This is a genomic window from Pseudomonas sp. TWR1-1-4, from assembly GCF_049897165.1.
Taxonomy (GTDB): Bacteria; Pseudomonadota; Gammaproteobacteria; order Pseudomonadales; family Pseudomonadaceae; genus Aquipseudomonas; species Aquipseudomonas canadensis.
The window spans coordinates 553,458-575,883 of record NZ_JAFCVS010000005.1 but is presented as its reverse complement, the minus strand read 5'-3'; the positions used below and the strand labels follow the sequence as shown (position 1 = coordinate 575,883).

The following is a 22,426-nucleotide window of genomic DNA, read 5'->3' as shown; positions in this document are numbered from 1 at the left end:
GCCGGCGATAGCAATCTTAAGGCCGCTATCGCCGGCAAGCCGGGCTCCTACAATAAAGGTGCAGTGTTTCAGATGGCTTCGAGCTTCGCGTAACCCATCATCAGCCATTTGCTGCCTTCGGCGAAATTCACCTGCACTCGCGCCTGTGCACCTGCGCCCTCGAAATTGAGGATCACGCCTTCGCCAAACACTGAGTGCCTTACCTGCTGGCCAAGGCTGAACTGGGTTTCCGGAATCTCGGAACCGGCGAACAAGGTGCTGGCACTCTGCTGCTGGCCACCACCGAACGGGCGGCTGACACTGTTGGACAGGCGCACTTCCTGGATCAGACCCTTCGGCACTTCACGTACGAAGCGCGACACCTTGTTGTAGGTCTCGCTGCCGTACAGGCGTCGGGTCTCGGCGTAGGTCATCACCAGGTTCTGCATGGCGCGGGTGATGCCCACGTAGGCCAGGCGGCGTTCTTCCTCAAGCCGGCCGGGTTCTTCCAGGCTCATCTTGTGCGGGAACAGGCCTTCTTCCATGCCCACCAGGAACACATAGGGGAATTCCAGGCCCTTGGCGCTGTGCAAGGTCATCAGCTGGATGCTGTCTTCATGCTCATCCGCCTGAGTATCGCCGGCTTCCAGCGAGGCATGGCCGAGGAACGCGGCCAGCGGGGTCAGCTCCTCGTCTTCCTCGGTGTTTTCGAACGCACGGGCGGCGCTCACCAGTTCTTCAAGGTTTTCTACCCTGGCCTGGCCTTTCTCGCCTTTTTCCGCTTCGTGGTAAGCGATCAGCCCGGACTGTTCGATCACCGTCTGGGTCATCAGGTGCAACGGCATTTCCGCGCACTTGGCCGCCAGGTTCTCGATCAGCTCGACAAACACGCCCAAAGCGCCGGCTGCGCGGCCGGTCAGGCCTTTGTTGACGATGAGCAAGCGCATGGCTTCCCACATCGACACATCGGCATGGCGCGCATGGTCACGAATCGCTTCGACGGTTTTCTCGCCGATGCCACGCGCCGGGATGTTGATCACCCGCTCCAGCGCCGCATCGTTGCCGCGGCCTTCCAGCAAGCGCAGGTAAGCCATGGCGTTCTTGATTTCCGCACGTTCGAAGAAGCGCTGGCCACCATAGATGCGGTACGGAATGCGCTCGCGCAGCAAGGCTTCTTCCAAGACCCGCGATTGGGCGTTGGAACGGTACAGAATCGCAATGTCGCTGCGCGCCAGGCCGGTCTTCAGCGCGCTTTCGATGGTTTCCACCACGTAACGCGCTTCATCGTGCTCGTTGAACGCGGCGTACAGGTTGATCGCCTCGCCTTCGCCGCCGTCGGTCCACAGCTCTTTGCCCAGGCGCCCGGTGTTATTGGCGATCAAGGCGTTGGCGGCCTTGAGGATCCCGGCGGTGGAGCGATAGTTCTGTTCCAGGCGGATGGTCACCGCGTCCGGGAAGTCTTCGGAATACTGATAGATGTTCTCGATTTTCGCGCCACGCCAGCCGTAGATCGACTGGTCGTCGTCGCCCACCACCATCAGGCTGTCACCGCCCTTGGCCAGCAGGCGCAACCAGGCGTACTGCACGGCGTTGGTGTCTTGGAACTCGTCCACCAGGATGTGGCGGAAGCGTTTCTGGTAATGGGCCAACAGGCCTGGGTTGTCGCGCCACAGGTCGAGGGCGCGCAGCAGCAGCTCGGAGAAGTCGATGACCCCGGCGCGCACGCAGGCAGCCTCGTAGGCTTCATAAATGCTGCGCATGGTGGCCAGGAACAAATCGCCGCTGGCCTGGATATGTTGCGGGCGCAGGCCTTCGTCTTTCTGGCCGTTGATGAACCATTGCGCCTGGCGCGCTGGCCAACGCTGTTCGTCGAGGCCGAGCTCGCGGATCACGCGCTTGACCAGGCGCTGTTGGTCATCGCTGTCGAGGATCTGGAAGGTCTGGGCCAGGCCCGCCTCCTGCCAGTGCGCCCGCAACAGGCGGTGCGCCAGGCCGTGGAAGGTGCCTACCCACATGCCGGCCGGGCTGATGCCCATCAACTGTTCGATGCGGTGGCGCATCTCGGCAGCGGCCTTGTTGGTGAAGGTCACCGACAGGATGGAATGCGGGGACGCGTTTTCGACCTGGATCAACCAGGCGATACGGTGCACCAGCACTCGGGTTTTACCGGAGCCAGCACCGGCCAGGACCAACTGACGGCCAACGGGGGCCGCTACGGCCTGGCGTTGGGCATCGTTGAGGGAGTTCAGCAAAAGGGAGAGATCATCGCGCATCGGCGCATTCTAGGGTGCCCGGGGGAGTGGGGCAAATACCAATGCCGGGTGGTCGACGGAAAACCGCCAGGCTGATGACCGGTCGGTCAATGGCCACAGCCCGCGCGGCGTCTCGCTCAAGCCGTCTGGCCCGGAAGTTTGCGCTGCGCGACCGTGCAGTTTTTATGACGCAGAGCAGTTTGGCCCAGGCGCTTGCTTGTGTATGCTCCGTCGACGTTTCGGGCTCACCATTATAAGAACACTGCCTATGACCCTCAGCACTGACCTGCTCGGCCCCTCAGCGGCCCCCGCGCAGGTTCTTCGCAAACACTACGCCACGGAGATGGCGGTCGAGCGCACGCGCCTGCTGTATCAAGGCTCGCTGCTGCCGACCCTGTTGATGCTGGTCAATGGCCTGGTCTGCGCCTGGCTGTTGTGGAACCCCAAGCAATACCTGCTGGACAGCATCTGGCTGGTCTGGCTGCTGGCCCTGGTGGCGATGCGCGTGATCCAAGTGGCGGCGTTCGATTCGGCCATGCCCAGTCGCCAGGCCCAACCGGTGTGGCGGCGTATGTTCATGCTCGGCTCGGCCGTCAGCGGCCTGACCTTGGCTACGGCCGCCATCGCGCTGGTGCCGGTGGACAGCTTCATGCAACAGGCCTGGGTGTTCGGCCTGATCGGCGCGGCGACGCTGTCGGCCAGCGTGGCCTATGCCGTGAGCTTGCCGGCGTTCTTGTCGTTTGCCTTGCCGTGCCTGGTGCCGGCTATCGTCTATTTGTTCTGGACGGGCGATCCGCAGCAGCGCGGTTGGGGCGTGCTTGGCCTGATCCTGCTGGCGTCCTTGAGCCTGGTGGCGTGGCAGGTCAATCGCCTGATCCAGCGCGGGCTGCTGCGCCGTTTTCAGAATCAGGCGCTGATCGAGCATCTGCAACAGGCACAACAGCGCAGCGAGCAGCTCAATCAGGAGTTGGTGCGCGAAGTTGAACAACGTCGCCAGGTCGAGCAAGAACTGCGCGAAGCCCAGATCGGCCTGCAAGACCGTGTGGCCCAACGCAGCCAGGAGCTGGACGCTGCCAGCCTGGCCCTGAATAAAAGCGAAGCGCGCCTGGCCATGGCCCTGCAGGCCAGTGAGTTGGGCCTGTGGGACTGGAACCTGCAAACCGACGAAGTCCATCACACGCAGCTCAAGGAACTGTTCGGCCTGGAGCCGGAATACGTCACGGCGATGCTCAGCCACCTCAAGCCGCGCCTGCATCCCGAAGACCTGCCGCTGCTCAAGCGTGCCTTGGTGGAACACCTTAAGGGTCGCAGCGAGGACTACTTGGTGGAATACCGCGTGCGCCACGGCGATGGGCACTGGGTGTGGATCGAAGACCGTGGCCGCGCCGTAGAGCGCGCGCCCAGTGGGCGGGTGACGCGCATGCTCGGTACACGCCGCGATATCACTGCCGGCAAGGCCCTGGAAGAACAGCAGCGTTTGGCATCGACGGTATTCGAGGCCGCCAGCGAAGGCATCGTGATCCTTGACCCCGACTACAAGCTGATCGCCGTGAACCAGGCGTTCAGCCGTGTCACAGGCTTTGAAACCGACGACATGATCGGCCGCAATGTGGTCGAACTGCCCAGCAGCCGCGATGCACGCCGTCACTTTCCAGTGATCCGCCAGGCATTGCTCAGCCACGGCACTTGGCAAGGTGAGCTGGTGGAAACGCGCAAGAACGGCGAGCTGTACCCGCAGTGGCTGCAATTGAATGTGGTGCGCGATATCCGGGGAAACGTCAGCCATATCGTGGGCTTCTTCGCCGATCTCTCGGCGCGACGTGAGTCCGAAGAGCGCATGCGCTACCTTACCCATTACGACGAATTGACCGGCCTGGCCAACCGCTCGCTGTTCCGCGAACGGCTGCGCGAGGCCCACCAGCGGGTCCGCCAGGGCGGGCGTAGCCTGGCGCTGCTGCACATTAATTTGGATCGCTTCAAACTGCTCAATGACAGTCTCGGCCATGAAGTGGCCGATCAACTACTGCAAAAAATGGCGCGTCGCCTGATCAATGCGTTACCCGAGGCTGACACTATTGCTCGTCTGTCCGGGGATGAGTTCGCCGTACTGTTCGACGCCTACGGCAACCTGTCGAGCCTGGCGCGGGTCGCCACGCGGCTGCTGGCCAAACTGCGGGTGCCGGTGACGGTGGAAGGGCATGAGCTGGTGGTGAGTGCCTCGATGGGCGTCAGCCTGTTGCCGGACAATGCGCGGGAAATTTCCGCACTGGTCAGCCAATCCAACATGGCCATGCAGCATGCCAAGCACCTGGGCGGCAATAACTTCCAGTTCTACACCGACAGCCTGCAAGCCAGCACGCTGGAGCGTTTGCAACTGGAAAACCACTTGCGCAAAGCCATTGAGGAGCGCCAGCTCACGGTGTTCTATCAGCCGAAACTGTGCCTGGCCACCGGCAAGTTGAATGCCGCTGAAGCGTTGATCCGCTGGGAGCATCCGCAGTGGGGCATGGTGCCGCCGGGAGACTTTATCGGCCTGGCCGAAGAGACCGGCCTGATCGTGCCGCTGGGCGAGTTCGTGCTGCGCGAGGCCTGCTGGCAGGCGTGTGAATGGCAGCGCCAGGGCCTGGCGCCGATCCGGGTGTCAGTGAACCTGTCGGTGCATCAGCTGCGCCAGGGCAAGCTGGTCAGCCTGGTGCGCCAGGTGCTCGAAGAGACCGGCCTGGATCCGCAGTACTTGGAGTTGGAGCTGACCGAAAGCCAATTGCTCGACAGCGTCGAACACATCATCGCGACCTTCCAGCAACTGCGGGACCTGGGCGTGAAGCTGGCGATCGACGATTTCGGCACCGGTTATTCGTCCCTCAGCTACCTCAAGCGCATTCCCGTGGACTACGTGAAGATCGACCAGACCTTCATCCGTGGGCTGGGCCAGGGGCGTGAAGACGCCGCTATCACCCGCGCCATTATCGCTATGGCCCACGGCCTTGCGCTCAAGGTGGTGGCTGAAGGCGTGGAAGATCAGCAGCAGTTGGATTTCCTGCGCGGTGAACGTTGTGACGAAGTGCAGGGCTATTTGATCAGTCGGCCGATGCAGGCCGAAGGGCTGGCAGATTTGTTACGGAAAAATGCAGATTTTCCCTAGTGATGCCTGGGGCGCCCCTGTGGCTACAACTTGGCCGCCCTTAGATTCAAAGGGGAGCGGGGCGATTTAGTGATGCGTCGGACGGGCAAAACGACAATTCTTGTAGTATAACTACAAGCTTGCTACATCCCTGGCCCTGCCCATAACAAGAGTCCTGCCCTTTGAACCTGTTGCAACATATCGCCCAGTCGCGCCACCTGTTACGCAAATCGGAACTCAAGGTTGCCGATCACGTGCTGCTTGACCCTGCGGCTGTGATGCACAGTTCCATGGCCGACCTGGCGCACAGCGTGGGCATCAGCGAACCGACCATCGTGCGCTTCTGCCGCGCTATTGGTTGCTCCGGGTTCCAGGACTTGAAACTCAAGCTGGCGCAAAGCCTGGCCGCTGGCGCCAGCTTCGGCCAATTTGCGATCCATGAAGACGACTCCGTCGCCGACTACAGCCTGAAAATCTTCGACACCACCTTGCACACCCTGATGGAAGTGCGCGAGAAGCTCGACCCGGTGGAGTTGCAAAAGGCCGTGACCGCCATGTCCCAGGCCCAGCGTGTCGAGTTCTATGGCTTTGGCGCTTCGGGCGCGGTGGCTGCCGATGCCCAGCACAAATTCTTCCGTTTGCTGCTCACCGCTGCGGCCTACAGCGACCCGCACATGCAAGCCATGTCGGCGGTGACCTTGAAGCCTACAGACGTGGCCATCTGCATTTCCCAGTCGGGGCGCTCCAAAGACCTGCTGATCACCGCCAACCTGGTACGTGAAAGCGGTGCGTCGCTGATCACCCTGTGCCCGAGCCAGACGCCGTTGGCGGAACTGTCTACGGTCAACCTGGCGATTGACGTGCACGAAGACACCGAGATCTACACGCCACTGACTTCGCGCATCGCCCACCTGGTGGTGATCGACGTGCTGGCGATGGGCGTGGCGATGGCGCGTGGGCCGAGCCTGGTCAACCACCTCAAGAGCGTGAAGCGCAGTTTGCGTAGCCTTCGCCTGTCGCCCAAGTCCGTCAAAGCATTGGATGATTGATCAAACTTTCATCAGTTTGTAATCCCCGCGCCGCCAAACCGTCATCGCCCAGGGCCATCCTGAACTCCCCGCACTCGCATTGGGAGACTCCAAATGGCCCGGCCCTACGAAGACAGCAACAGCTCCGTTAAAACCCGTCGTCAGCAGGAAGACCAACGCCGCATGGCGTTCCGTCGCGCAATCGAAGACCGTTGCGAGGAGCGCCAGTTGCTCCAGAGCATCAGTGACTACCCGGAACTCCACTGGCAGGCACCCGCGGCTGCCCAGCGAAACGCTCAGCCAGCGCGCTGATCTGCACCCTTTCGCTGCGGATAAAGCCCAGGAACGCATGGGCCACCGGTGACAGGCGCTTGGCCTTGGCCTGTACCAGGCACCAACTGCGGTACAGCGGCAGCTCTTCCACCGGCAGCTCCTTGAGCCCGCCGGTGGCCAGTTCCATGTTGACCGCGTGACGCGTCATCAGCGCCACGCCCAACCCCGCGCATACACACTCACGCTGCGCCTCGGCCGAGGCCACTTCCACCGTCTGGGTGAAGTGCACGCGTTTCTCCTTGAAATACTCCTCGCACGCCAGCCGCGTACCGGAACCCGGTTCGCGCACTAGCAGTGTGTAGGGTTCCAGATCCTGCAGGCGCAGCGGCCCTTGCAGGCTCAGCGGGTGATCGGGTGGCGCCACGGCGACGATCGGGTTGTTGAGGAACGGCAGGAATTCCAGGCCCATGTCCTGAGGCACCATGGACATGATCACCAAGTCATCGCGATTGTCCGAAAGCCTGCGGATCACCTGGGCGCGGTTCACCACCGTGAGGTGTAACTGCACTTCCGGGTGCTGGCGCTTGAAGGCGGCAAACAGGTGCGGCACGAAGTACTTGGCGCTGGACTCAATCGCCAGCTTCAACTGGCCTTGCAGCGAACCCTGCATGTCCGACAGCTGCATATCGAGGTTTTCCAGGCGCCCGAAAATGTCGCGACTCGCCCGCTGCAAGGCTTCAGCGGCCTCGGTCATGTAGAGCTTTTTGCCGACATAATCGAACAGCGGCTGCCCGATCAGCTCTTCCAACTGGCGAATTTGAAGGCTGACGGCGGGTTGTGTGAGGGACATTTCCTCCGCAGCGCGGCTGTAGGAGCGCAAATCGCACACTTCATTGAAGATCTGCAATTGACGCAATGTCATACGCATCAATGACTTACGCATTTTTAGCACACTCCCGCTGAACCCGATGAGCCAAACTATAAGTCTTTACTTATGCACGACCCAATAATTATTGATTTTTGTTAATCCCTCGGCGGGCTTAGTGTGTGTCTCGCGACTGTCATGAAACATTTGGTCACGCGCCGACCCGGATCCAGCGGGTCAAAGAACGCAGCAATCGGCTCAAGGGAATTTCCAAGTGATAAAAAAGATCCTGATCGCCAACCGTGGTGAAATTGCCGTACGAATCGTGCGTGCCTGCGCCGAGATGGGCATTCGCTCGGTCGCGGTCTACTCCGACGCCGACCGCCACGCGTTGCACGTCAAGCGTGCCGACGAAGCCCACAGCATTGGTGCAGAGCCGCTGGCTGGCTACCTGAACCCGCGCAAGCTGGTGAACCTGGCGGTGGAAACCGGTTGTGATGCGCTGCATCCCGGCTACGGCTTTTTGTCGGAGAACGCCGAACTGGCGGACATCTGCGCCGAACGTGGCATCAAATTCATTGGCCCGTCGGCGGAAGTGATTCGCCGCATGGGCGACAAGACCGAAGCGCGACGCAGCATGATCAAGGCCGGTGTGCCGGTCACGCCGGGCACCGAAGGTAACGTTGCGGACATCCACGAAGCACTCACCGAAGGCGACCGCATCGGTTACCCGGTGATGCTCAAGGCCACCTCCGGTGGTGGTGGCCGTGGTATCCGTCGCTGCAACAGCCGCGAAGAACTTGAACAAGCCTTCCCGCGTGTCATCTCCGAAGCCACCAAGGCCTTCGGTTCGGCGGAAGTGTTCCTGGAAAAGTGCATCGTCAACCCCAAGCACATCGAGGCGCAGATCCTCGGTGACAGCTTCGGCAACGTGGTGCACCTGTTCGAGCGCGATTGCTCGATCCAGCGTCGTAACCAGAAGCTCATTGAAATCGCTCCAAGCCCGCAACTGACACCGGAACAGCGCGCCTACATCGGCGACCTGTCGGTACGTGCCGCCAAGGCGGTGGGCTACGAGAACGCCGGCACCGTGGAGTTCCTGCTCGCCGAGGGCGAGGTGTACTTCATGGAGATGAACACCCGCGTGCAGGTGGAACACACCATCACCGAAGAAATCACCGGGATCGACATCGTCCGCGAACAAATCCGCATCGCCTCGGGCCTGCCGCTGTCGGTGAAACAGGAAGACATCCAGCACCGTGGCTTCGCGTTGCAGTTCCGTATCAACGCCGAAGACCCGAAAAACAACTTCCTCCCGAGCTTTGGCAAGATCACCCGTTACTACGCGCCCGGCGGTCCTGGCGTGCGCACCGACACGGCGATCTACACCGGCTACACCATCCCGCCGTTCTACGACTCCATGTGCCTGAAACTGGTGGTGTGGGCGTTGACCTGGGAAGAAGCCATGGACCGTGGCCTGCGTGCCCTGGACGACATGCGCCTGCAAGGCGTGAAGACCACCGCCGCCTATTACCAGGAAATCCTGCGCAACCCGGAATTCCGCAGCGGCCAGTTCAACACCAGCTTCGTTGAAGCCCACCCTGAACTGACCAACTACTCGATCAAGCGCAAACCCGAAGAGCTGGCCCTGGCCATCGCCGCCGCCATCGCCGCCCACGCAGGCCTGTGAGGAATACAACAATGTCCAAGAAAATCTTTGTCACCGACACCATCCTGCGCGACGCCCACCAATCGTTGCTCGCGACCCGCATGCGCACCGACGACATGCTGCCGATCTGCGACAAGCTCGACAAAGTCGGCTACTGGTCCCTGGAAGTCTGGGGCGGCGCGACCTTCGACGCCTGCGTGCGCTTCCTGAAAGAAGACCCGTGGGAGCGCCTGCGCAAACTGCGCGCCGCGTTGCCCAACACCCGCCTGCAAATGCTGCTGCGCGGCCAGAACCTGCTGGGCTACCGCCACTACAGTGACGACGTGGTCAAGGCATTCGTGGCCAAGGCCGCCGTTAATGGCATCGACGTATTCCGCATCTTCGACGCCATGAACGACGTGCGTAACCTGCGCGTGGCCATCGAAGCGGTGAAAGCCGCCGGCAAACATGCCCAAGGCACCATCGCCTACACCACCAGCCCGGTGCACACCGTTGAAGCGTTCGTGGCCCAGGCCAAGCAACTGGAAGCCATGGGTTGCGATTCCATCGCGATCAAGGACATGGCCGGTCTGCTGACGCCATATGCCACCGGCGAACTGGTCAAGGCGCTGAAGGCCGAGCAGGCCCTGCCGATCTTCATCCACTCCCATGACACGGCTGGTTTGGCCGCGATGTGCCAGCTCAAGGCCATCGAAAACGGTGCCGACCACATCGACACCGCCATTTCCAGCTTCGCCTGGGGCACCAGCCACCCAGGGACCGAGTCGATGGTCGCCGCCCTTAAAGGCAGCGAATTCGACACCGGCCTGAGCCTGGAACTGCTGCAGGAAATCGGTCTGTACTTCTACGCCGTGCGTAAGAAATACCACCAGTTCGAAAGCGAATTCACCGCCGTCGACACCCGTGTGCAAGTCAACCAGGTGCCGGGTGGGATGATTTCCAACCTCGCCAACCAGTTGAAGGAGCAGGGCGCACTCAATCGCATGAGCGAAGTGCTGGCCGAAATCCCGCGCGTACGTGAAGACCTCGGCTTCCCGCCTCTGGTGACGCCGACCTCTCAGATCGTCGGCACCCAGGCGTTCTTCAACGTGCTGGCCGGCGAGCGCTACAAGACCATCACCAACGAAGTGAAGCTCTACCTGCAAGGCGGCTACGGCAAGGCGCCTGGCACCGTGAACGAGAAGTTGCGCCGCCAGGCCATCGGAAGTGAAGAAGTGATCGACGTACGCCCGGCCGACCTGCTCAAGCCGGAAATGACCAAGCTGCGCGGCGAAATCGGCGCGTTGGCCAAGTCCGAAGAAGACGTGCTGACCTACGCCATGTTCCCGGACATCGGGCGCAAGTTCCTCGAAGAACGCGACGCCGGCACCCTGGCGCCGGAAGTGCTGTTGCCGATTCCTGAAGCCGGCGGCGTGGCCCGTGCCGGTGGCGAAGGCGTGCCGACCGAGTTCGTCATCGACGTGCACGGTGAAAGCTACCGCGTGGACATCACCGGTGTGGGCGTGAAGGCTGAAGGCAAGCGTCACTTCTACCTATCCATCGACGGCATGCCGGAAGAAGTGGTGTTCGAACCGCTCAACGAGTTTGTCAGCGCCGGCGGCAGCAAGCGCAAGCACGCCACTGCGCCGGGTCATGTCAGCACCGCAATGCCGGGCAATATCGTAGACGTGCTGGTCAAGGAAGGCGACGTGGTCAAGGCCGGCCAGGCCGTGCTGATCACCGAAGCCATGAAGATGGAAACCGAAGTGCAGGCAGCGATTGCCGGCAAGGTGGCCGCCGTTCATGTGGCCAAGGGCGACCGGGTCAACCCTGGCGAAATCCTGATTGAAATCGAAGGCTGATACAGCCTTCGACACGACCGTTTAATCCTCGGGGGGGCAGGTGCTCCCCTTTTTTTTGCCCGAAATTTGACCGGGTTAGAAGCTCATCCTCCATTGGCCCATCAAGCCTTGGTTACGGCTGTTTGTACCGGCTTGGGCGCTGTAGGTCAGGCCTAAGGTGTGTTGTGTCGACAACGCGAGGTCCAGGCCGGCTTGCAGGTCCAGGCTATTGCGGTCGAGCGAGGTGCCCTTGACGGTGAAGCCGTCTATCAGTCCTGGCAGGGCACGGTAGGAATGGCGGACTTTGCTGTCGACTTCGCCGTAGAGGTGCTTCCAGCCTGTGCTGAGGTGAGGGGTGAGGCTGATCTGCCTATCGAACCGATACACCGTTGCCAGGCGCAGGCCGAAGGTGCTGCTCAGGTTTTGTTGGGTTTGCGCGCCCACGTTCAACGCCGTCAAACCTCCTGTTTCCTTGAAACTGTCGCGGTGGTAGCGTTGGAAGCCGATGCCAGCGAAGGGCTCGACGCTGACATCGGTGCTGCCCAGTTGATAGCCCAGCTCGGAGAACAGGGTTTGGCTTTGAGCGTTGTAGCTGCCCTTTAGCTGCTCCTTGTAGTCGAGCAGGTTGACGTTACGTTTGTTCCGGCCGGCATGGTCGCTGTAGATCACTCCCAGGCGCAGGGCCAGTGGCCCGTCCGTACGCACGGCATAACCCCCCAGGTGCCAGCTGTCCAGGTCGGCGGAGAAGCGTTGTGCATTGAGATTGCTGCTGGATTTGGCGCCCATGACCCCAACCCGCCAAGCATGATCCGGTGCCCAGTCGGCACCCAACAACAGACCGTGGGTATCGTGTTTCAGGCCGGCGCTGCCGCCTTGTTTGTCGAGGCTACCGCCGTTGCCCACGCCCTGCACCCAGAAGTGACCGTTGTCGTCAGCGGGCAGCGTGCGCAGCGTCGAGAGCAATTGGTTACTCAGTAGCTGCGTGGTGTTTTGCGTTGCGCCAGCGAGGTTGGCGTTCTGGCTACCGGCCAATTGCTCAAGGCTTGCGCCGATCCCGCCGGGTTGCTTATCCAGCGCATCGCCAAATTTTTCCAGGGCTTTGATTTCCTCGGAGGTCAGCTCCCCGGACTCAAGTAACCTTATCAGCGCGGGCTCCAGCACCTTGGCCACTTGCAAGCCATTGTGCGAGGTGGCTCTCTGGGTGAGGTAGCTATCGAGTGGGGCGGCTTCGATTTCGGGCTCGTCAAACCACTCATCTGGCAGCGCATCGTACGGTTGAAACATGTAGGGCGTGTATTCGATATCGCCTCGCGCTTGCGCGGATTGAAGGCTGGCGGCGCTGAGGGCGAGGGCGATGACAAATGCAAGTCTGTGCTGTGTAAAGGGCATGAATTCCCAACCTCTGATGAATGAGGCCGGGAATTTAGCGAGATGGCGAGGCGATAACTGTCAGGCTACCGACCTCTGGTTTGCGAGAGTTGTCTCTAGTGCGGTGCGATTAAAACGCATCTGTTATTGGCCGCCTTGAGCTTAGCGGTTGATGGATTTGCATTTTATTGCGTTTTTTAGGCAGCTTTCTTTGATTCTATGCACTATATTGCAGTTTAAGTGACGAACCTTGACTTCCAGGTGCATTAAATTGCCAATAGACACCCCTCTCAGGCTCACCCTCCAGGTTTTTGAAACGGGCCGTTGGCAGGATGCGATGACCTTGGATTTTGCCGAGCCGCAAAAAGGCTTCGACAGCCCGTGTCGTTTTGGCTACGAGTCTGACTATTTGGTCAGCCATTACGAGCAGATTGAAACCCTGTTTGCCAAGGCGGTCAGTGCAAGAGTGCCGTTGAACTGGGAGCAGGGAGCGCTAAAACAAGCCCCTGCCTTTCTGTATGACATCGCACCCGCTGGCGACGCAAAGCGCTTTCTTATGGCGCGAATTGGGCAGGATAAACCTGACGGAATCAGAGAGGATCTATTTCTGCTGGCGCGCAGTACACCCGCGCCCGTTGGCCATATGCGCGTCAAGGAAGCCCTCCAGACAGAAGATGGGCGGCGAGCGATAGGGTTCGAGCGAAAAGAGGTAGTGGGGCGCGACAATCGCTTTCTTGAGTACGCTTACGAGGAGGGCGCCGCGATTGGCGGTGCTACCGGCGCGGGGGGGGAAGCGCCTAAATTGTTGCTGGCGCAAAGCCGTGAAGGACTGCTGTATCCCGATGCTGTGCTGGCCGATGAGCAGGTGAGCCAGCACTGGTTTGTCAAGTTTTCCCGAAACAAGGGTTTGCAAAGCGACCAAGACATCCTTCGAAGTGAGTACCACTATTACAAGGCCATTCAGGCGCTTGGAATTGATACCGTCGCGGCCGAGGGCCTGACGCTTGAGGACGCCGACGGGATTAAACCGAGCTTATGGATGCATCGATTCGACCGCAGTGTCGGTGCCAAAGGGGTCAAACGTTTAGCGGTCGAGTCGATACTCTCATTGTCGGGTATAGCAGTTGACGTCGCTGGCATGAACCATACGAGTGTGCTGGAAATGCTAGTCGGGTTTTGGCGCGCAGCGGGCCAGGATGAGCAGGTGACTGACCTCGTAGCCGAGTACTTGCGCCGCGATTTGCTGAACAAGATTTTGGGTAATTCAGACAATCACGGGCGCAACATCTCGATCATCCGCGGTGATGACAGCCTGCGTCTGGCTCCGATTTACGATCTGGCGCCTATGGTCATGGATGACGCAGGCATCAGCCGCTCGACCAAATGGCCGCGCTCATTGGAGTTGGCAGGTGAGGTTGATTGGCGTGGCGTTTGTGATGCCCTTTCGCAATTTGTCGATCCTGCACTGGCCTTTGAACGCCTGCGCCAAGATGCAGAACACCTACGAGCACTACCCGACATCCTGGTTGCCAGCGGTCTACCGGAAGTCACCTTGAACCATCCACAAATTGGCTTGCGTGACCTTGATCAGCGCTTGAAAACCTGGGGGTTGAGATGAGCCTTTCGATTGATCAGCGGGCGCGCGTCATTGAGAGTATTGAACAAGGCCTAACCAATGGTTCGCTTGAGATAGGCGACGCCGTACGCCGTCTGCGCACCGAAGTCACTGGCCTGCACCAAAGCCAATTTGCCAAAATGTGCAAAATCTCGGTGCGGACCTTGGTGCATATCGAGCATGGCGAGGGCAATCAGACCCTGAAGTCGCTGAATGCGGTGTTCAGGCCGTTCGGGTTGAGGATGGGCGTGGTGAAGGTTCGGCGCGATCTTTGACGCGACTGTTCCCACCCCTGTGGGAACAATCCTCTACATCATCAGGCCCGGCACTGCGCCAGGCTTTTCACCTGCCCGTCACCGCTCTGATTGGCCTGCGACAACCACTCCTCAAAACCCGCCTCAATCTTTGGCCACTCCGAATCGATGATCGAGTACCACGCGGTATCCCGGTTCTTGCCTTTCACCACTGTGTGCTGGCGGAACACGCCCTCAAAGCTGAACCCCAATCGCTCGGCTGCGTATTTGGAACGGCCATTGGCGTTGTTGCACTTCCACTCCAGGCGGCGGTTGCCTTGGTCGAACGCGTATTTGGCCAGCAGGTATACCGCCTCGGTGCTTTTCGGCGAGCGCTGCATCGGCGCGCCAAAGGTGACGTGGCCGATTTCAATGCGACCTTGCTCGGGGACGATGGACATCAGGCTGAGTAGACCCTGAACCTGGCCGGTGACGCGGTCGATCACACTGAAGAAATACGGGTCTTTGTGGGCCGCGTGGTTGTTCAGCCAGTCATTGAAGGCGCTGCGCTCCGGGAATGGGCCGTAGGGCAAGTAATCCCACAGTTTCGGGTCGGCATTGGGACCTTGCAGCGCTTGAAATAAATCATCGCCATGGCGCGTGGGGTCGAGTTTTTCCAGGCGGATAAAACGCCCTTCAAGCAGTTGCACGGTCGGTGCCGGGACGCCTTTCCAGTCTGCGAGAGAAGTGGACATGCTGCGCTCCTTAAAGGCCTTTGCGAAATTGGATGAAACCCGGGCGTTCGGCGATGCGTTCGTACAGCTGGATCGCGGTGGCGTTGGTTTCGTGGGTCAGCCAGTGCACCTTGGCACATCCATCGGCCTTGGCGGTGGTGTAGACGAATTCGATCAGCTTGCGGCCGACACCGGTGCCGCGTTGGGCCGGGTCCACCAACAGATCCTGCAGGTAGCAGGAGTTTTCGATGCTCCAGTTGGAACGATGGTAGATGAAGTTGACCATGCCCACCGCCTTGCCATCCTGCCAGGCCAGCGCCGAATGGGTCGGCTCGTTGGCGTCGATCAGGCGTTGCCAGGTGCTTTGGCTCACAGCGTCCGGCAGTTCGGTGTTGTAGAACGTCAAATATGCCTGCCACAACGGCAACCACGCGGCGTGGTCGGCGGCGGTGACGGGGCGGATGTCGATCGGGCTCATTCAGAAGCTCCTTGGGGAATAAAGCGGGCGAGGGTCTGGTCGCGCACGTCGGGGCTGGCGGCCAGGCCGTCGCGTACGCCAGCCATGTCGGCCGGGCTGCGGTTCTGGCTGAGTTTGCGTTTGCCGATCAGGCGCTCCACCGGCAGGGCGAAGCCGACGATGGCCTTGAGCATGCCGTCAATGTAGTCAGCCGGGGCGTCGCTGACTTTCCAGGGCTGGGCGCGCCCTTCTTCATGGCGATCCGTCAGCGCCGTGACCACGCTGAGCAAGCGCTCGGCGTCGCTGAACACCTCAGGCGTGCCATAGGCGTGCACCGCGATGTAGTTCCAGGTGGGCACCACTTTGCCGTGCTCGGCCTTGGCCGGGTAAAACGCCGGGCTGATATAGGCCTCGGCACCGGCAAAAATGACCAGGGCTTCGCTACCGTTCTGCAAATCCCTCCACTGAGGATTGGCTTTGGCCAGGTGCCCGTACAGCGTGCCGTTCGCGCCCTCATCGGGGTTAAGCAACAGCGGTAAGTGGCTGGCCAGCAAGCCTTGCTCACCAACGGTTACAAGCTGTGCCAGGCGAGTGTGCTGGATCAGTTGCTGGATTTCGGGCAAATCATCGAGGGCAAAGGCGCGCGGTGTGTACATGCAAATATTCCTTGGCGAATGCTTGCATCCTAGGCAGGCTAATGGCTGGTTTAAAGATCCATCTGGCAGCCATTTCATAGGTCCAATATGTCGCCTATCTCACCGCCCTTGTCGTTCAACCCCGCCGGTATTGAGCTGGACCGCCGCCAAGGGCTGACTCGCCAGCTGTATGAAGCCCTGCGCCAGCGCGTGCTGGACGGGCGGCTGGTCAGCGGCACGCGCTTGCCGGCTACCCGTGACTTGGCGGCAGCGTTGTCGATTTCCCGTAACAGCGTGGTGCGCGCCTATGACCAGTTGTATGCGGAGGGGTTTATTGAGAGTCGGGTCGGTGACGGCACTTACGTCGCCCAATTGCCCACGGCTAAAAAACTATCCACAAAAGTATCCACAGGGTTATCGACAGGCTTATCCCCAGCCTTATCCACAAAATGGGCCAATTTACCGCAGGATCTGGACAGTGAAGTTATCCACAGCGGGGGCTTGGCGCAGATAAAAACCAACCATCTGCCCCAGCCTCCAGCGGGACCGCCACGGGCATTTCGGGTAGGCGTACCGGCGTTCGATCTGTTCCCATTTGAGGTATGGGCCAAGCTGAACGGGGCGTTTTGGCGCAAGCCGGACCTGGAACAACTCTGTTACGGCGACCCGGCGGGCGACGGTCGCCTGCGCGGTTTGATCGCCGCCTACCTGCGTAGCTCACGGGGCATGCAGTGCACGGCTGAACAAATAGTGATCACCAGTGGCGCGCAGCAGGCGATCAGCCTTTGTGCACAGTTGCTGGTAGAGCGCGGTGACGGCGTGGCGGTGGAAAACCCTGGCTATCGCGCAGCCGGGCATGCGTTCGCCCTGGCGGGCGGAAAGTTGCACGGCGTGCCGGTGGATGGCGAGGGCATTGATTGCCAGGTGCTCAACACCCTGCAGGGCTGCCGGGTGGCTTATGTCACGCCGTCCCATCAGTATCCGTTGGGGGTGGTGATGAGCCTGGCGCGACGCCTGGAATTGCTCGCCTGGGCCGAGCGCACGGGTGGCTGGATCATCGAGGATGACTACGACGGCGAGTACCGTTACAGCGGCGCACCGTTGTCGCCCCTGGCGGCCCTGGATCGTAGCGGGAGGGTGCTCTACGTCGGTACTTTCGGCAAGGTGGCGTTTCCCGCGTTGCGCCTGGGCTATCTGGTTTTGCCGGTGGGACTGGTGGATGCATTCTCCCGGCGGCGTGCGGTGGACATGCGCCATTCCGAAGTGAGTACCCAGGCGGTGATGGCCGAGTTCATGGCGGCCGGGCATTTCCAGCGGCACATCCGGCGTATGCGCCGAGCCGCACTCAGTCGGCGTAACGCATTGCTGAACGGCTGGCCAAGCGAGCTGCCGGGCGTGGACAACCTGCCAAATACGGCCGCTGGGTTGCACCTTACCGTGCGGGTGGACAGCCTGGCCCGTGAGCACCAATTGGTGGAGCAGGCCCGCGCCGTGGAGGTGGAGGTCAATGGCCTGAGCAGCTATTGGCTACCCGACTCCAGCACCCCGCCCGATCAGCGTGCCGGGCTGGTGCTGGGGTTTGCCGCAGTGCCGGAGGCGGCGATCAGCCAGGCGTTGGGTCGATTGCGCGAGGCCTGGACAGGTTAGGCGACGGGCTTAGGCGGTATAGCGTTGAGGAACCGCTACGTCTGTGACCGAAGTACGCGAGTCAACTACCTACCGACATACCGAAAGGATGGCCCTCTACCTTGGCGTTGATAGCCGGGGCATTGTGCTCGCGGCGCCTAAGGTCCCCGAAACGATTGAGGGTAAGACGGATTACTTGCAGGAGTACGAGGTTCAGGACCTCAGCGCGGGCAACAAGTCTCTGTGGTATGCGCATTTTCACTATGCCAGTCTGCAAGCCCCTGACCAGCAACCGACTGCCGCTCACCTGAAAACGGCGGCCCAGCGCAGGCTGGGCCGCGAGTATGAAAACAATACCGGCCAAAGGGTTTATCGCGGGCCCCTCGCCAATGCGGCGGCTCGCGAGATTTTCCTGGGGAGCCCCGTGGCTTGAGAGGCGACGCTCGTTACGTGCCCGACTTGATCTTGGTCCAGGCCCGCGTCCTGGCGCGTTCCGCATCTCGGCCCAGCGGCTTCAAGGTATACAGCGTGGCCATCGCCGCCTCGGTGGGGTACAGGTTGGGGTTGTTGCGGATTGCTGCATCGACCTGCTCGGTAGCGTCCTTGTTCGGGTTGGGGTAGCCGACGAAATCGCTGATTGGGGCGATCACCTGCGGTTGCAGCAGGTAGTTAATAAAGGTGTAGGCGTCCTGCGGGTTTTTCGCACCTTTGGGAATGGCGAGCATGTCGAACCAGATTGGCGCGCCTTCTTTGGGCAGGCGCATGTCTACGGTCACGCCGTTCTTGGCCTCCTTGGCCCGGTTGGCGGCCTGGGAGAAGCTGCCGGAATAGCCGACGGCCACGCAGATGTCACCGTTGGCGATGTCGGCCATGTACTTGGACGAGTGGAAATAGGTGATGTACGGGCGGATTTTCATTAGCAGCGCTTCGGCTTTCTCATAATCTTTGGGGTTGCTGCTGTTGGGGTCCAGGCCCAAGTGTTGCAGGGCCAGGGGCAGGATTTCCGAAGGCGAGTCCAGCAGGGCGACACCACATTGCTTGAGCTTGCTGATGTTCTCTTCCTTGAAAATCAGGTCCCAGCTGTCGACCGGTGCGTCGCTGCCCAACGCTGCCTTGACCTTGTCGGGGTTGAAGCCGATCAGGATGGTGCCGTACATGTAGGGCACGGCGAATTTGTTGCCCGGGTCATTGGCTTCGATCAGCTTCATCAGCTTGGGGTCGAGGTGGTTCCAGTTGGGCAGTTGGCTGCGGTCCAGCGGTTGGAAAACTCCGGCCTCGATTTGCTTGGCCAGGAACACATTGGACGGCACTACCACGTCATAGCCGGAGTTTCCGGTGAGCAGTTTGGCTTCCAGGGCTTCGTTGGTATCGAAGATGTCGTACACCAATTTGACCGTGGGGTTTTGTGTCTTGAAGTCTTCGAGCGCTTTGGGCGTGATGTAGTCGAACCAGTTGTAGACCCGCAGGGTTTTCTCTTCGGCGTGGGCCGCGCCGCCGAGAACGGCAGCGCAGAGGGCAACGTACTTGAGCATCTTCATGGTGCTGATCCTTGTTCGAAACCTTCGAGGACGTTAACGGCGTTGATGCCGATTTCTTCGACGGCGTAGCCGCCTTCCATCACGAACAGCGTGGGTTTGCCCAGGCGGGCGATACGTGCGCCCATCGCCAGGTAGTCCGGGCTGTCGAGTTTGAACTGCGAGATAGGGTCGTCCTTGAAGGTGTCCACGCCCAGGGATACGACGATGATGTCGGCGCCATAGCGTTCAATCTCGGCGCAGGCCTCTTCAAGCGCTGTGCTCCACTGGTCCCAGCCGGAACCTGCCGGCAGCGGGTAATTGAAGTTGAAGCCTTCACCTGCACCTTCGCCCAACTCATCGGCATAACCGAGAAAAAACGGGAACTCTGCTTCCGGGTGGCCGTGGATCGAGGTGAACAGCACGTCGCTGCGCGCATAGAAAATCGACTGCGTGCCGTTGCCGTGGTGGTAGTCGACGTCGAGGATCGCGACCTTCTGGTGGCCGTGATCGAGAAAGGCCTGGGCGGCGATGGCGGCGTTGTTGAGGTAGCAATAACCGCCCATCAAATCGCTGGCAGCGTGATGGCCTGGCGGGCGACACAGCGCGAAAGCACTGTGCGCGCCTTGCTGGATCGCCTGTTGCGCCGTGAGCGACACTTGCGCCGCGCTGTACGCCGCTTGCCAAGTGCCGGCGGTGATCGGCGCGCCGCCGTCGAAGCTGTAGTAACCGAGTTGGCCGTGCAGGCTGGTGGGCAACACACGGCGCAAGGTGCGAGCGGGCCAGGTGTAGGGCAACAGGTCGCCGTCCTGGCCGTAGGCGGTCCAGCGTTGCCAGGCGCCTTGGAAGAAGTCGAGGTAGTCGCGGCTGTGGATGCGTTGCAGCGGTGCCAAGCCAAAGTCCTGCGGGGCGTGGACCGGGCCCAGTTCGCGGTCTTTTACCCGTTGGAGCACGTGATCGGCCCGCGAGGGCATTTCGAAGCAGGGCATCAGTTGCCCGTCCATCAGTTCACAACGGCCGTGGTGCAGGTGGTGATCGTCTGAGTAGATCGTCAGCATTTGTTGTTCTCCGCAAGCTGTGTCAGTCAATGCAGTCTTGCGGTGGGGCGCTTTTAAGAAAACGGCAAGAGCGGCCAAAAGGGGATAAATACGGCCAAATTGTGTGTCCGCAATTCGCCCCGTTAGCGCGCATCGGCGCGCCATTGCGATGCGTCAGGGGCGAAATTGACTGGGGGCCACACCACTCCAGCGTACAAATGCGTGGCGAAAGCTGGCGGTTTCACTGAAACCGAGTTGTTCGGCGATTCGGTAGATTGGCAGCTCGTCCTGCCCCAGCAACTGTTTGGCGCGGTCGAAGCGCAGCTCGTCGAGCAGTTCTTGGTAGCTGCTGCCCAAGTCATGCAGACGCCGACGCAAGGTTCGCGCGGAACAGTTCATCTGCTCAGCCAAACCTTCAATGCCGGGCGCGGCGTGGAGCTGGGCGGCGAGCAGACGGCGGATTCGACCCAGCCAGGCCTGACGCCCGGTGAACTCCAGGTTCTGCTTGCGACAGCGATCGGTCACGGCTTGATGGGTGACGGCGTCGGCCAATGGCAGCGGCTGGTCGAGCCAGCGCTTATCAAACGCGAAGGCGTTGGCGCTGGCTTCAAAATGCAGCGAGCACGCGAAGCACTCGTGGTAGCGCGCGTGATAGTCCGGCGCGCTGTATTCGAAACACGCACCGAGTAACGGCAGCGGCTGGCCCAGCAGGTCGTCGCAGATGAGTTTCAGCGAAACCAGGCAGAATTCGACGTTGAACATTTCCAGCGCGGGCGTTTCCCGGTAATCGGCGGCAGTCAGCCAGATACGCTCACCGTCGTTTTCCAGGCTCAGCTCGAAAAGTGTTCCCAACAGCGCCGGGTAGCGCAGAGCCAGGCGCAAAGCGTCACCGAAGGTGGCACAGGTGAGCAGGGCATAACCGAGCATGCCGTAGGACGACACATGCATCTTGCGGCCCAATTCGAGGCCAATATCCCGCCGCAGCGCGACTGCATTGGTACATACACGCATCTCCTGGTTGGTGGTGATGCAGGCGTCGGCGCGGCTCAAGTCGGCGGCGCAAATGCCGCTGCCCGCGAGCAACGTTTCAGCGGGCAAGCCTTCGGCCTTGAACGCATTAATGACCAGCGAGACGGCGTTGAGGGTGGTGAGATGGGAGTGCAACATAGAGTCTTCCAGCCACGGGATGGCTGGAAGAGGAGCAAGTTACATACCGCTCAGCGCAACTCGCCGCACAGGTCCAGCTCCACCAGGCGGCGGACTTCCTGGGTAGCGAGCCCGGCACCGATCAGCGCATTGAGCTTGCCGAACGCTGCTTCCCGGGTCATGCCGCCGCCGGACAAGACGCCCACGCCGCGCAGGCGACTGCCGGCTTCGTAGACGTCCAGCTCTACGCCGCCTTCGTGGCACTGGGTGATGGCTACGACCGCAATCCCTTCAGTCTGCGCGCGTTGCAGGCTGGCGAGGAACGCGGGGTTGTCGCTTGGCCCGGTGCCGCTGCCGAAGCATTCAAGGATCAGTGCCTGGATGCCGCTGTCGATCAGCGCATCCAGTTGCGCGGCAGCAATGCCAGGCACCAGCGGCAGCACGCCGACATTGGCCAATGCTTTCGGCTGGCGAAAATGCAGCGCCGCCGGGATTACATCAGCCTGGGCCACGCCGCCGTTGCGTTGCAATGCGGCAAACGGATGACGGCCAAAACTGCGGATCTTCGCGCAGCGGGTCGGCGCCATCAGCGCGCCATGGAAATACAGGTGAACGCCGGGCGCCAGGCCTGTCCCCAGGGCAATCAACGCGCCGCTGACGTTTTCCCAGGCATCGCTGTCAGGCACGCCGGCGGGCAACATCGAGCCGGTAAACACCACTGGCGCAGGCAGGCCGAGTAATTGGAAGCTCATGGCCGCCGCGCTGTAGGCCAGAGTGTCGGTGCCATGCAGGATCAGTACGCCATCGCAGCCTTCATCCACCGCCTCGACCACGGCCGTGCGCAAACGCTGCCAGTAGTCCGGGGTCATGTTGGCGCTGTCAATCAGTGGCGACATTTCGCGAAAACGCCAGTTGGGCAGTTGCTCGTTGGCAAGCTGTTCGCGCATGCGGGCTTCGAAGCCGGATGCGGGGGCCAGGCCATTGGCGCTGGCCTGCATGCCGATGGTGCCGCCGGTGTAGAGCACCATGACGTTGTTGGATGCTGACATTGAGA

At 61.0% G+C, this 22,426-nt stretch carries 19 protein-coding genes; 9 read left to right on the top strand and 10 right to left on the bottom strand.

What is annotated here, in order from left to right:
• Positions 1-68: 68 nt before the first annotated feature.
• Positions 69-2,252, bottom strand: coding sequence for a DNA helicase II (gene uvrD / locus ACP7C6_RS18420; RefSeq protein ID WP_028618536.1), 2,184 nt, complete (start codon positions 2,250-2,252; stop codon positions 69-71).
• 247 nt (positions 2,253-2,499) lie between these two features.
• On the opposite strand from uvrD, the gene ACP7C6_RS18415 reads away from it, so the two are divergent.
• From ACP7C6_RS18415 to ACP7C6_RS18405, 3 genes are all read left to right on the top strand, one after another.
• Complete coding sequence (locus ACP7C6_RS18415; protein WP_323988488.1) at positions 2,500-5,373, top strand: EAL domain-containing protein; 2,874 nt, start codon at positions 2,500-2,502, stop codon at positions 5,371-5,373.
• 161 nt (positions 5,374-5,534) lie between these two features.
• Positions 5,535-6,401 (top strand): transcriptional regulator HexR, encoded by an 867-nt coding sequence (gene hexR, locus ACP7C6_RS18410; protein ID WP_003177007.1) that lies wholly within the window; start codon positions 5,535-5,537, stop codon positions 6,399-6,401.
• Between the two features lie 93 nt (positions 6,402-6,494).
• Positions 6,495-6,692 (top strand): PA3496 family putative envelope integrity protein, encoded by a 198-nt coding sequence (locus tag ACP7C6_RS18405; protein ID WP_073860054.1) that lies wholly within the window; start codon positions 6,495-6,497, stop codon positions 6,690-6,692.
• On the opposite strand, the gene ACP7C6_RS18400 is transcribed toward ACP7C6_RS18405, so the two are convergent.
• The gene (locus ACP7C6_RS18400) at positions 6,622-7,596 is read right to left on the bottom strand and encodes a LysR family transcriptional regulator (protein WP_028618533.1); all 975 of its coding nucleotides are present in this window, start codon (positions 7,594-7,596) and stop codon (positions 6,622-6,624) included. The two genes, ACP7C6_RS18405 and ACP7C6_RS18400, sit on opposite strands and share 71 nt — an antisense overlap.
• A gap of 196 nt (positions 7,597-7,792) precedes the next feature.
• Here ACP7C6_RS18400 and ACP7C6_RS18395 point away from each other — a divergent pair, with 196 nt between their 5' ends.
• Both ACP7C6_RS18395 and oadA read left to right on the top strand, forming a co-directional pair.
• Positions 7,793-9,208, top strand: coding sequence for an acetyl-CoA carboxylase biotin carboxylase subunit (locus ACP7C6_RS18395; RefSeq protein WP_016978663.1), 1,416 nt, complete (start codon positions 7,793-7,795; stop codon positions 9,206-9,208).
• A gap of 11 nt (positions 9,209-9,219) precedes the next feature.
• Positions 9,220-11,028 (top strand): sodium-extruding oxaloacetate decarboxylase subunit alpha, encoded by a 1,809-nt coding sequence (oadA, locus tag ACP7C6_RS18390; protein ID WP_068937795.1) that lies wholly within the window; start codon positions 9,220-9,222, stop codon positions 11,026-11,028.
• A gap of 75 nt (positions 11,029-11,103) precedes the next feature.
• On the opposite strand, the gene ACP7C6_RS18385 is transcribed toward oadA, so the two are convergent.
• Complete coding sequence (locus tag ACP7C6_RS18385) at positions 11,104-12,396, bottom strand: autotransporter outer membrane beta-barrel domain-containing protein (RefSeq protein ID WP_311893517.1); 1,293 nt, start codon at positions 12,394-12,396, stop codon at positions 11,104-11,106.
• A gap of 316 nt (positions 12,397-12,712) precedes the next feature.
• On the opposite strand from ACP7C6_RS18385, the gene ACP7C6_RS18380 reads away from it, so the two are divergent.
• On the top strand, positions 12,713-13,993 hold the full coding sequence (locus ACP7C6_RS18380; RefSeq protein WP_426109122.1) for a type II toxin-antitoxin system HipA family toxin: 1,281 nt from the start codon (positions 12,713-12,715) through the stop codon (positions 13,991-13,993).
• Positions 13,990-14,265 (top strand): helix-turn-helix domain-containing protein, encoded by a 276-nt coding sequence (locus ACP7C6_RS18375; protein WP_122686997.1) that lies wholly within the window; start codon positions 13,990-13,992, stop codon positions 14,263-14,265. Before ACP7C6_RS18380 ends, ACP7C6_RS18375 begins: the two co-directional genes overlap by 4 nt.
• Before the next feature lie 41 nt (positions 14,266-14,306).
• On the opposite strand, the gene ACP7C6_RS18370 is transcribed toward ACP7C6_RS18375, so the two are convergent.
• Genes ACP7C6_RS18370 through ACP7C6_RS18360 form a run of 3 tightly spaced genes read right to left on the bottom strand, consistent with a single transcriptional unit; the run spans position 14,307 to position 16,070 of the window.
• On the bottom strand, positions 14,307-14,978 hold the full coding sequence (locus ACP7C6_RS18370; protein WP_068937797.1) for a GNAT family N-acetyltransferase: 672 nt from the start codon (positions 14,976-14,978) through the stop codon (positions 14,307-14,309).
• 10 nt (positions 14,979-14,988) lie between these two features.
• On the bottom strand, positions 14,989-15,435 hold the full coding sequence (locus tag ACP7C6_RS18365) for a GNAT family N-acetyltransferase (protein WP_028618528.1): 447 nt from the start codon (positions 15,433-15,435) through the stop codon (positions 14,989-14,991).
• A complete protein-coding gene (locus ACP7C6_RS18360) occupies positions 15,432-16,070 on the bottom strand; it encodes an FMN-binding negative transcriptional regulator (RefSeq protein ID WP_426109076.1) in 639 nt (212 codons plus the stop codon). The genes ACP7C6_RS18365 and ACP7C6_RS18360 overlap by 4 nt, the downstream gene beginning before the upstream one ends.
• 87 nt (positions 16,071-16,157) lie before the next feature.
• Here ACP7C6_RS18360 and ACP7C6_RS18355 point away from each other — a divergent pair, with 87 nt between their 5' ends.
• The gene (locus ACP7C6_RS18355; RefSeq protein WP_426109075.1) at positions 16,158-17,696 is read left to right on the top strand and encodes a PLP-dependent aminotransferase family protein; all 1,539 of its coding nucleotides are present in this window, start codon (positions 16,158-16,160) and stop codon (positions 17,694-17,696) included.
• 43 nt (positions 17,697-17,739) lie between these two features.
• On the top strand, positions 17,740-18,108 hold the full coding sequence (locus ACP7C6_RS18350; protein WP_353632025.1) for a hypothetical protein: 369 nt from the start codon (positions 17,740-17,742) through the stop codon (positions 18,106-18,108).
• 13 nt (positions 18,109-18,121) lie between these two features.
• On the opposite strand, the gene ACP7C6_RS18345 is transcribed toward ACP7C6_RS18350, so the two are convergent.
• The 4 genes from ACP7C6_RS18345 to ACP7C6_RS18330 form a co-directional block, all read right to left on the bottom strand.
• The gene (locus ACP7C6_RS18345) at positions 18,122-19,213 is read right to left on the bottom strand and encodes a polyamine ABC transporter substrate-binding protein (protein WP_028618524.1); all 1,092 of its coding nucleotides are present in this window, start codon (positions 19,211-19,213) and stop codon (positions 18,122-18,124) included.
• Positions 19,210-20,247: a histone deacetylase family protein gene (locus ACP7C6_RS18340; RefSeq protein WP_068937800.1), complete on the bottom strand. Its 1,038-nt coding sequence runs from the start codon at positions 20,245-20,247 to the stop codon at positions 19,210-19,212. Before ACP7C6_RS18340 ends, ACP7C6_RS18345 begins: the two co-directional genes overlap by 4 nt.
• Positions 20,248-20,400: 153 nt before the next feature.
• Positions 20,401-21,393 (bottom strand): AraC family transcriptional regulator, encoded by a 993-nt coding sequence (locus ACP7C6_RS18335; protein ID WP_028618522.1) that lies wholly within the window; start codon positions 21,391-21,393, stop codon positions 20,401-20,403.
• A gap of 50 nt (positions 21,394-21,443) precedes the next feature.
• Positions 21,444-22,421: an asparaginase gene (locus ACP7C6_RS18330; protein WP_426109074.1), complete on the bottom strand. Its 978-nt coding sequence runs from the start codon at positions 22,419-22,421 to the stop codon at positions 21,444-21,446.
• Positions 22,422-22,426: the final 5 nt, after the last annotated feature.

What these genes read in the sequence shown, in the direction of transcription:
- ACP7C6_RS18415 (WP_323988488.1), top strand. Translation starts at nt 2,500, where the DNA reads ATGACCCTCAGCACTGACCTGCTCGGCCCCTCAGCGGCCCCCGCGCAG.
- oadA (WP_068937795.1), top strand. Translation starts at nt 9,220, where the DNA reads ATGTCCAAGAAAATCTTTGTCACCGACACCATCCTGCGCGACGCCCAC.
- ACP7C6_RS18405 (WP_073860054.1), top strand. Translation starts at nt 6,495, where the DNA reads ATGGCCCGGCCCTACGAAGACAGCAACAGCTCCGTTAAAACCCGTCGT.
- ACP7C6_RS18340 (WP_068937800.1), bottom strand. Translation starts at nt 20,247, where the DNA reads ATGCTGACGATCTACTCAGACGATCACCACCTGCACCACGGCCGTTGT.
- ACP7C6_RS18375 (WP_122686997.1), top strand. Translation starts at nt 13,990, where the DNA reads ATGAGCCTTTCGATTGATCAGCGGGCGCGCGTCATTGAGAGTATTGAA.
- ACP7C6_RS18385 (WP_311893517.1), bottom strand. Translation starts at nt 12,396, where the DNA reads ATGCCCTTTACACAGCACAGACTTGCATTTGTCATCGCCCTCGCCCTC.
- ACP7C6_RS18355 (WP_426109075.1), top strand. Translation starts at nt 16,158, where the DNA reads ATGTCGCCTATCTCACCGCCCTTGTCGTTCAACCCCGCCGGTATTGAG.
- ACP7C6_RS18400 (WP_028618533.1), bottom strand. Translation starts at nt 7,596, where the DNA reads ATGCGTAAGTCATTGATGCGTATGACATTGCGTCAATTGCAGATCTTC.
- ACP7C6_RS18330 (WP_426109074.1), bottom strand. Translation starts at nt 22,421, where the DNA reads ATGTCAGCATCCAACAACGTCATGGTGCTCTACACCGGCGGCACCATC.
- uvrD (WP_028618536.1), bottom strand. Translation starts at nt 2,252, where the DNA reads ATGCGCGATGATCTCTCCCTTTTGCTGAACTCCCTCAACGATGCCCAA.
- ACP7C6_RS18360 (WP_426109076.1), bottom strand. Translation starts at nt 16,070, where the DNA reads ATGTACACACCGCGCGCCTTTGCCCTCGATGATTTGCCCGAAATCCAG.
- ACP7C6_RS18335 (WP_028618522.1), bottom strand. Translation starts at nt 21,393, where the DNA reads ATGTTGCACTCCCATCTCACCACCCTCAACGCCGTCTCGCTGGTCATT.
- ACP7C6_RS18345 (WP_028618524.1), bottom strand. Translation starts at nt 19,213, where the DNA reads ATGAAGATGCTCAAGTACGTTGCCCTCTGCGCTGCCGTTCTCGGCGGC.
- ACP7C6_RS18380 (WP_426109122.1), top strand. Translation starts at nt 12,713, where the DNA reads ATGACCTTGGATTTTGCCGAGCCGCAAAAAGGCTTCGACAGCCCGTGT.
- ACP7C6_RS18365 (WP_028618528.1), bottom strand. Translation starts at nt 15,435, where the DNA reads ATGAGCCCGATCGACATCCGCCCCGTCACCGCCGCCGACCACGCCGCG.
- ACP7C6_RS18370 (WP_068937797.1), bottom strand. Translation starts at nt 14,978, where the DNA reads ATGTCCACTTCTCTCGCAGACTGGAAAGGCGTCCCGGCACCGACCGTG.